Origin of the sequence: Cedecea sp., from assembly GCF_036500665.1 — a bacterium.
In the GTDB taxonomy this organism is placed as follows: domain Bacteria; phylum Pseudomonadota; class Gammaproteobacteria; order Enterobacterales; family Enterobacteriaceae; genus Cedecea.
This window is the reverse complement of record NZ_DASYBS010000133.1, coordinates 1-5,430: the sequence shown is the minus strand read 5'-3', so window position 1 is coordinate 5,430 and position 5,430 is coordinate 1. Positions and strand designations below refer to the sequence as shown.

Sequence of the window (5,430 nt, the reverse complement as noted above, 5' to 3'; positions counted from 1 at the left end):
GCTTTTAGCCCCGATTTCGCGCTGTATGGTTTCTACCGCAGGCCAGGATAACCCTTCGTTATTGCTGTAGTCCGCCAGGCGGGCCATGACGGCGACGCGAGAAAGGATAAGACCGGCATGTGCGCACCCTTCCCATACAAGACCATGAAGTTTGCTGCTCATTTGCTCTCCCTCCGCATTGCCCGCGCTATCCCCGCGGCTATCAGACCAGAACGATGATACGCATCCATCACTGTGCCGCTGACCACTATCGGTGGGTTCAGGGGCTGGACATTATCCGCCCAGATAGCCATGATGATTGACAGATTTTCATGCAGATGCTGCGCATGGTTATGAATGGATTCAAGGCCAGAAGCTGTCTTCAGTGACCGTTGAATCAGCGCCTGCTCCATGGCGTTAAAGGCTGTGATGTACATCTCTTTGAAGTGTGCGGCACGTTTGCCAGTGAAGCTCATCGCGAGGAATGCGAAACCGTCGCGGGTGATTTGGTAGCAGGGAAGTTTGCGGCCTGATGTGTCGGTATAATCACTGAGCTGAAAATTAAGCGCAGTGAAGCCAGGTGAACATTCCAGTGACTGGATTTTTTGAATTACGTTTTTGTGTTCTTTGACGAAATAAGCCGCGACAGCCAGCGACGTAGTCACTGCGCGACCGTTAACGAAGGTGATTTCAGGTTGTTCGACGGTTGGGATAGTAGCCATGATGGCAGCCTCTGTAGAGTGTTTTTTACTACCACCCACAGATGCGAAGCTATGATTGGTGGTAGCCCAGACGGAGTTCGCATTACCGGCCTCTACAGATACCGGCGCTTCCGAAGAAGCCCCCGCCTGAGCCACCATGGATAGGTGCACAAAGGCTGCGCGCATAAAAAAACCGCTTGAAGCGCGGTTATGCGCTGTAGAGAATTCCGGGATGCGAAGCCCGGCAACGGATTTTGCCGCTGCCAGAGCACTATAACGCCCGGAACTCAGAGAATCAATATTTGACTTATTAATTAATGTGCATACAATAAATTCATGGAAATAACTTTTGACCCAAAGAAAAGCGAGAGCAATCTGCAAAAACACGGGTTCCCTCTCGCTGACGCCAAAAATCTGGACTGGGATGGCATGGTCGTTTTCGAGGATGACCGATGTGATTACGGAGAGACACGATACATTGGCCTCACTTACGGTATCGCTTATCTCGCTGACAGAATATTCTCGGTCTGTTTTACCGAAACCAATGACTTCGCAGCCTGTAGAATTATCAGTCTGCGCCTCGCAACTAAACAGGAGATGAGAAAATATGCCGAAGCTTAAACCCGGAACCATCTTCCCGACTGACGAGGAAGATACAAAAATTCGTGAAGCTGTTGCTGATGACCCGGATACGATGCTTCTTGAAAAAAGTGAAGTTAAACTCATGCCGCTGTCAAAAATCATTAAAGCCCGGCGTGGACGACCTTCCTCAGATAACCCCAAAACACGAATAACCATCCGTTGTTCGCCAGAGGTAATTGACGCCTTTAAATCTACCGGCAGAGGCTGGCAGACCCGCATGGATGCCGCACTCAAAGACTGGCTTAAACAGCACAACCCTGCTGACGTATAAATATGTTTCTCTGCGGCACCCTGCACGGTGCCGCTTCTCATTATCCCCATCACTTATCTGTCCTCCTGAACCTGGCACGGAACACAATCAGCGGTGCCACATATTCCCAGTCGTAGTCAGTACGGCGGTATATAACGCGCTGACCTACAGGGTCATAACCCGTGACGTTAACGACAATGCCGTGTTGATCCCGGTAGTATTGGTTCATTGGCTCGATATATTCGGTCACGTCAGTCCCCCATCAATTCAGAAGCGTAACGCTCAGCAATCCACTGAATGCCACGAGGAGTTACACGAGTTTGCGTGAACGCATGACCAAAATCAGAAGTGCCCGTTTTAACCGTGAATAAGCCGTCACGCTGGCGTAATGCATGCGGCAGCAGATTGCCTGATTGACGGAAAAGGACCTTATCTCTGACCAGGGCGTCGATCATGGCTTTCTCAGGCATGTTCAGGATTTTCGCCGTCTCACGTAGACCTTTGGCACCACCGGCTTCTACGTAGTGATTGACGAACGCCACCTTTGGCGCGTCCTGCTGCACCTTGTGGACCAACTGCGTATTCTCTTCTGCAAGGTCAGCAGCCAGACGTAACGCTTCAGGGAGAGACCGGGGAATTTGGGGTGCCTGCAGTTTTTTCAGCTTCTCCAGAACAACGCGTCGGACCGCTTTGGATTCACGCATTGATACCAGAGTGGCTTGATCAGAAGACAGGCTTATAACTTCAGATTCTGTTTTGTTCGAATTCTGAACTACAAAAATTTTGTAGTGCTCCCCATCCAGCTCATCTTTAATGCGGTCGATAAAAACATTGTTGCGGATCGGATTTTCGCTGTACTGGCAACGAACCTCATTGACAATAGCCAGGAGTTCATCCGACCTGATTAGCGACGCCTCAAAGTTTCCAGCCAGAGCGGCTACAGGTGAGTGGTTTACGGATGTGTTATTTTGATGCCGCATTGTTCTGTCCTCCCCGGGAAATGAAATATCCCACAACCCATTCAGCAAAGCTGTGGTTCACCTTAATCCACTCACCCGCTACTCTTAGGGCACGAAACACAATCAGTGGTGCTGCACACTTCCACTCGTAACCCGGGCGTTGGTAAACAACTTTCTGCTCCTCAATATCGTGATCAAGAATCATGACTACGTGGCCAAGGCCATCACACCAGTGGCTGCCGATATCCGGGTAGTTAGTCGTCATCAGCCACGCCTCCACTCTTCGTAGATACGCTGCAGTAGCTCAGGGAAGCGCGATTCATAGAAATGGGGCTGGGTTTCCCTCGGATTATTCGGTGAGGTGATATTTTTTCCGAACAGCAGGCCGCTGATGGTAACCGACCAGAATTGTTTTTCACCATGCCTGGAGCTTGGGCGGCGTTTACGCTCAACGATCCGCAGGCGCTCCAGGATACGATAAGCCACTGGCGTACTCATCGTGCTGCTGTTCAGTTTTAACAAGGTAGTAATCGCAGCCGTGGGTCGGCTGGAGCCGTCAACAGCATCCGCCGGGGCATCTATGGCATATACCGGCATCAGAGCTGGCAGCCCCGCCAGCTCCTGCAGCTTCTGCAACGCCCCCAGACGTGACGACTGAGAGAGGTTCAACAACCGGGTGGCAGACTCCACGATTAACAGACCGGCCTGTATCTGGTCTGCTTTGTTCGCGGGTAACTGCGGTACCGGCACACTGGACTGCTCCAGCGCAGTCATGTGGTCGAACACCTTCGCCTGCAGCTCGTAGCTGTAGCTCATTGCCATCAGGCAGGCTTCGCGCTTGGGCAGGCGGTAAATCTTACGAGTTGCCTGAGCGCCGTTACCGACGGTGAAAATATCATCAAGGAAAAATTTCCCTGATGTTGATTCACCAATTACACGCGGTACTTTCTTCAGAAAGTCGTTGTGTTTAAGTCTTGCGTAACCTTTACTGGGAAACTCAGCCCCGGCGGCGATCGCTTTCGATTCACGCTCAGCGTTGATGTAGTCCACCAGCTCCAGGCTGGTCATAGTGATCCCGGTTGCCGGTAGATTAGTCATTATGTGTCTCCTGCTGTTGTTGACGAAAATCACCCACAGCCCATTCACGGAACCTGTGGTTGATGGCTTCCCATCCGCCCGGTATTCTCACCACATAGCAATACGTGACCTCGCCCTTGCCGCCACGTACCGGTAACGCGCGGAGTTGCGAACGCTGATAATTTGCGGTTAAATTGCTCATGCGGATTTCTCCATGCACAACGATTTATTCGCCACGATGCCCGGGGCTGCACGCTCGCGGGCATCACTCTTTACTGGTGCACAAAAAACCCGGTAAACCAGCGTCGTGTGCTCCTGTAATTTTGCAATGGCCCGGTAAAGTTCATCATCGATAGCCGCGCGCTCATGCGGTTCAATCACGCCATCTTCGATAACCTTCCTTACCTGCTGTGAATAACGGGTAATTTGCTCAATAGCCTCCAGCAGACGCTGGTTAATATCCCCGTTATCCACCTCTTCGAGGTCTGGTAGCGGGACGAACGCCCCACCTGATGCCCGGCAAACTGCATGCGCAATATGGTGATGGCCACCAGCCTGTTGCAGCACCATTGCCCAGCCGAACGGCAGGATCTGATCGCCATCCGTACGAAGACGGTTAAATAACGAATTTTCAGTAACCCCAATCCATTCCGCCGCTTCGGCATAGCCGCCTGGAAAATCGGTTATGGTCTTTTTGATAGCGCCCACCAGCCAGGTGGGCTGTTTTTCTACTTTCCACTGCGGTTCGTTACCCACGGTTAACCTCTGGATTCTGTGGTAATGTCACAACTTGTGTGCGTGCTAGGCTACGTTTGTCTTATGGCCGGTAGAGCGCCGTAAGTAGGACCAGCTGACATCAGGACGCAGTTCTTCGCATGTCACTACGCCGTTGGTCGCTTTTTCTATCTCGGGGCAACGTTCAGCAGGAATCTGCCGAATCCCATTTGCCCATTGGGAAATGAGCGATGCATTGACGCCAATGGCTTTCCCAAGCTGCGTAGCCAGTCCCCGGCGCTGTTCAGTAAAAATTTTTAGGTTCATAGATGCTTATTTTTTTGAAAGTGACAAAGTGAATATAGCGAAACGCAAAATAACAAGCAAGGATTTAAGCGTTACGCGCATATACGATTTTTGCGTTTTGCTATGTAATTTCGGTATGAAAGATATTGATGAAATAAGACGAGAAAACATGCGCCTGTTAGAGGCAGAGTTAGGCGGCCCTACTGAGGCCGCTAATCGTGTTGGCATGTCCCCGGCTCAATTTGCCAACCTGAAAACGGGCGCAAAAGACTCCAAGACTGGAAAGCCAAGAGGCATGCGTAAGAGTACTGCCAGGCGTATTGAGGAATCAGCAGGGAAACCCGTAGGCTGGTTAGATACAGAACACTCATCCCCAACCCTGAGAGAGCCGTCAGAACACATTAAAATCAATGAATTATTCTCCAGCGCACGTCCTGAACAACAGGCCGTCGCGCGCTATTTCCTATTGAGATCCAGTGATACATCCCCTGAATGGGTAGACGCTGATGCCAGAGCTTATGCTGACTCGTTGGAATCAAAAGCAAAAAAATGGCTTGAGGGGGACAGCTCCCTGAAGGAACCAAAGAAAATCAAAGCTTAAGCTGGTTTGGTCTGAAGGTAACTATATTGATTGATTCATGTATCAAGAGAATCCCACTCTGGTGCTGAGGGATCCCCATAAATCAGCGCTAATAAACCAACACCATATTTCGGTAGGTTTTGGCGAGGTGATTAAGAACGGTGCTCAGCACCGTTTGCTTTAAAATTAGCGGGGAGTGTCTTAAGACATTCTCCGCTAACG

At 50.7% G+C, this 5,430-nt stretch carries 9 protein-coding genes and 1 pseudogene; 1 reads left to right on the top strand and 9 read right to left on the bottom strand.

The genetic code is table 11. The features are described 5' to 3' along the window. From VGM55_RS21300 to VGM55_RS21250, 9 genes and pseudogenes are all read right to left on the bottom strand, one after another. Nucleotides 1-162: pseudogene (locus tag VGM55_RS21300) on the bottom strand (helix-turn-helix domain-containing protein); the annotation flags it as partial. Next, on the bottom strand, nt 159-1,643 hold the full coding sequence (locus VGM55_RS27605; protein WP_422653163.1) for a Rha family transcriptional regulator: 1,485 nt from the start codon (nt 1,641-1,643) through the stop codon (nt 159-161). The pseudogene VGM55_RS21300 and the gene VGM55_RS27605, both read right to left, overlap by 4 nt. After that, on the bottom strand, nt 1,643-1,801 hold the full coding sequence (locus tag VGM55_RS21280) for a DUF4222 domain-containing protein (protein WP_331636607.1): 159 nt from the start codon (nt 1,799-1,801) through the stop codon (nt 1,643-1,645). The genes VGM55_RS27605 and VGM55_RS21280 overlap by 1 nt, the downstream gene beginning before the upstream one ends. Before the next feature lie 22 nt (nt 1,802-1,823). After that, entirely contained in the window at nt 1,824-2,552 is a 729-nt protein-coding gene (locus VGM55_RS21275; RefSeq protein ID WP_331636603.1) for a phage antirepressor KilAC domain-containing protein, read from the bottom strand. Beyond that, complete coding sequence (locus tag VGM55_RS21270) at nt 2,536-2,796, bottom strand: DUF4222 domain-containing protein (RefSeq protein WP_331636602.1); 261 nt, start codon at nt 2,794-2,796, stop codon at nt 2,536-2,538. Before VGM55_RS21270 ends, VGM55_RS21275 begins: the two co-directional genes overlap by 17 nt. Then, the gene (locus VGM55_RS21265; RefSeq protein ID WP_331636601.1) at nt 2,796-3,629 is read right to left on the bottom strand and encodes a hypothetical protein; all 834 of its coding nucleotides are present in this window, start codon (nt 3,627-3,629) and stop codon (nt 2,796-2,798) included. The genes VGM55_RS21270 and VGM55_RS21265 overlap by 1 nt, the downstream gene beginning before the upstream one ends. Beyond that, complete coding sequence (locus VGM55_RS21260) at nt 3,622-3,810, bottom strand: hypothetical protein (RefSeq protein WP_331636600.1); 189 nt, start codon at nt 3,808-3,810, stop codon at nt 3,622-3,624. The genes VGM55_RS21265 and VGM55_RS21260 overlap by 8 nt, the downstream gene beginning before the upstream one ends. Further along, a complete protein-coding gene (locus tag VGM55_RS21255) occupies nt 3,807-4,364 on the bottom strand; it encodes a YmfL family putative regulatory protein (protein ID WP_331636599.1) in 558 nt (185 codons plus the stop codon). The genes VGM55_RS21260 and VGM55_RS21255 overlap by 4 nt, the downstream gene beginning before the upstream one ends. A 45-nt stretch (nt 4,365-4,409) precedes the next feature. Continuing rightward, nucleotides 4,410-4,649 carry a helix-turn-helix domain-containing protein gene (locus VGM55_RS21250; protein WP_331636598.1) on the bottom strand — a complete coding sequence of 80 codons (240 nt, stop codon included), beginning with the start codon at nt 4,647-4,649 and terminating at the stop codon, nt 4,410-4,412. On the opposite strand from VGM55_RS21250, the gene VGM55_RS21245 reads away from it, so the two are divergent. Further along, nucleotides 4,567-5,229, top strand: coding sequence for a hypothetical protein (locus VGM55_RS21245; RefSeq protein WP_331636608.1), 663 nt, complete (start codon nt 4,567-4,569; stop codon nt 5,227-5,229). The two genes, VGM55_RS21250 and VGM55_RS21245, sit on opposite strands and share 83 nt — an antisense overlap. Nucleotides 5,230-5,430 lie beyond the last annotated feature (201 nt).

Coding starts and splice junctions, on each gene's coding strand:
- VGM55_RS27605 (WP_422653163.1), bottom strand. CDS start 1,643: ATGGGGATAATGAGAAGCGGCACCGTGCAGGGTGCCGCAGAGAAACAT.
- VGM55_RS21280 (WP_331636607.1), bottom strand. CDS start 1,801: ATGAACCAATACTACCGGGATCAACACGGCATTGTCGTTAACGTCACG.
- VGM55_RS21275 (WP_331636603.1), bottom strand. CDS start 2,552: ATGCGGCATCAAAATAACACATCCGTAAACCACTCACCTGTAGCCGCT.
- VGM55_RS21270 (WP_331636602.1), bottom strand. CDS start 2,796: ATGACGACTAACTACCCGGATATCGGCAGCCACTGGTGTGATGGCCTT.
- VGM55_RS21265 (WP_331636601.1), bottom strand. CDS start 3,629: ATGACTAATCTACCGGCAACCGGGATCACTATGACCAGCCTGGAGCTG.
- VGM55_RS21260 (WP_331636600.1), bottom strand. CDS start 3,810: ATGAGCAATTTAACCGCAAATTATCAGCGTTCGCAACTCCGCGCGTTA.
- VGM55_RS21245 (WP_331636608.1), top strand. CDS start 4,567: ATGAGCGATGCATTGACGCCAATGGCTTTCCCAAGCTGCGTAGCCAGT.
- VGM55_RS21250 (WP_331636598.1), bottom strand. CDS start 4,649: ATGAACCTAAAAATTTTTACTGAACAGCGCCGGGGACTGGCTACGCAG.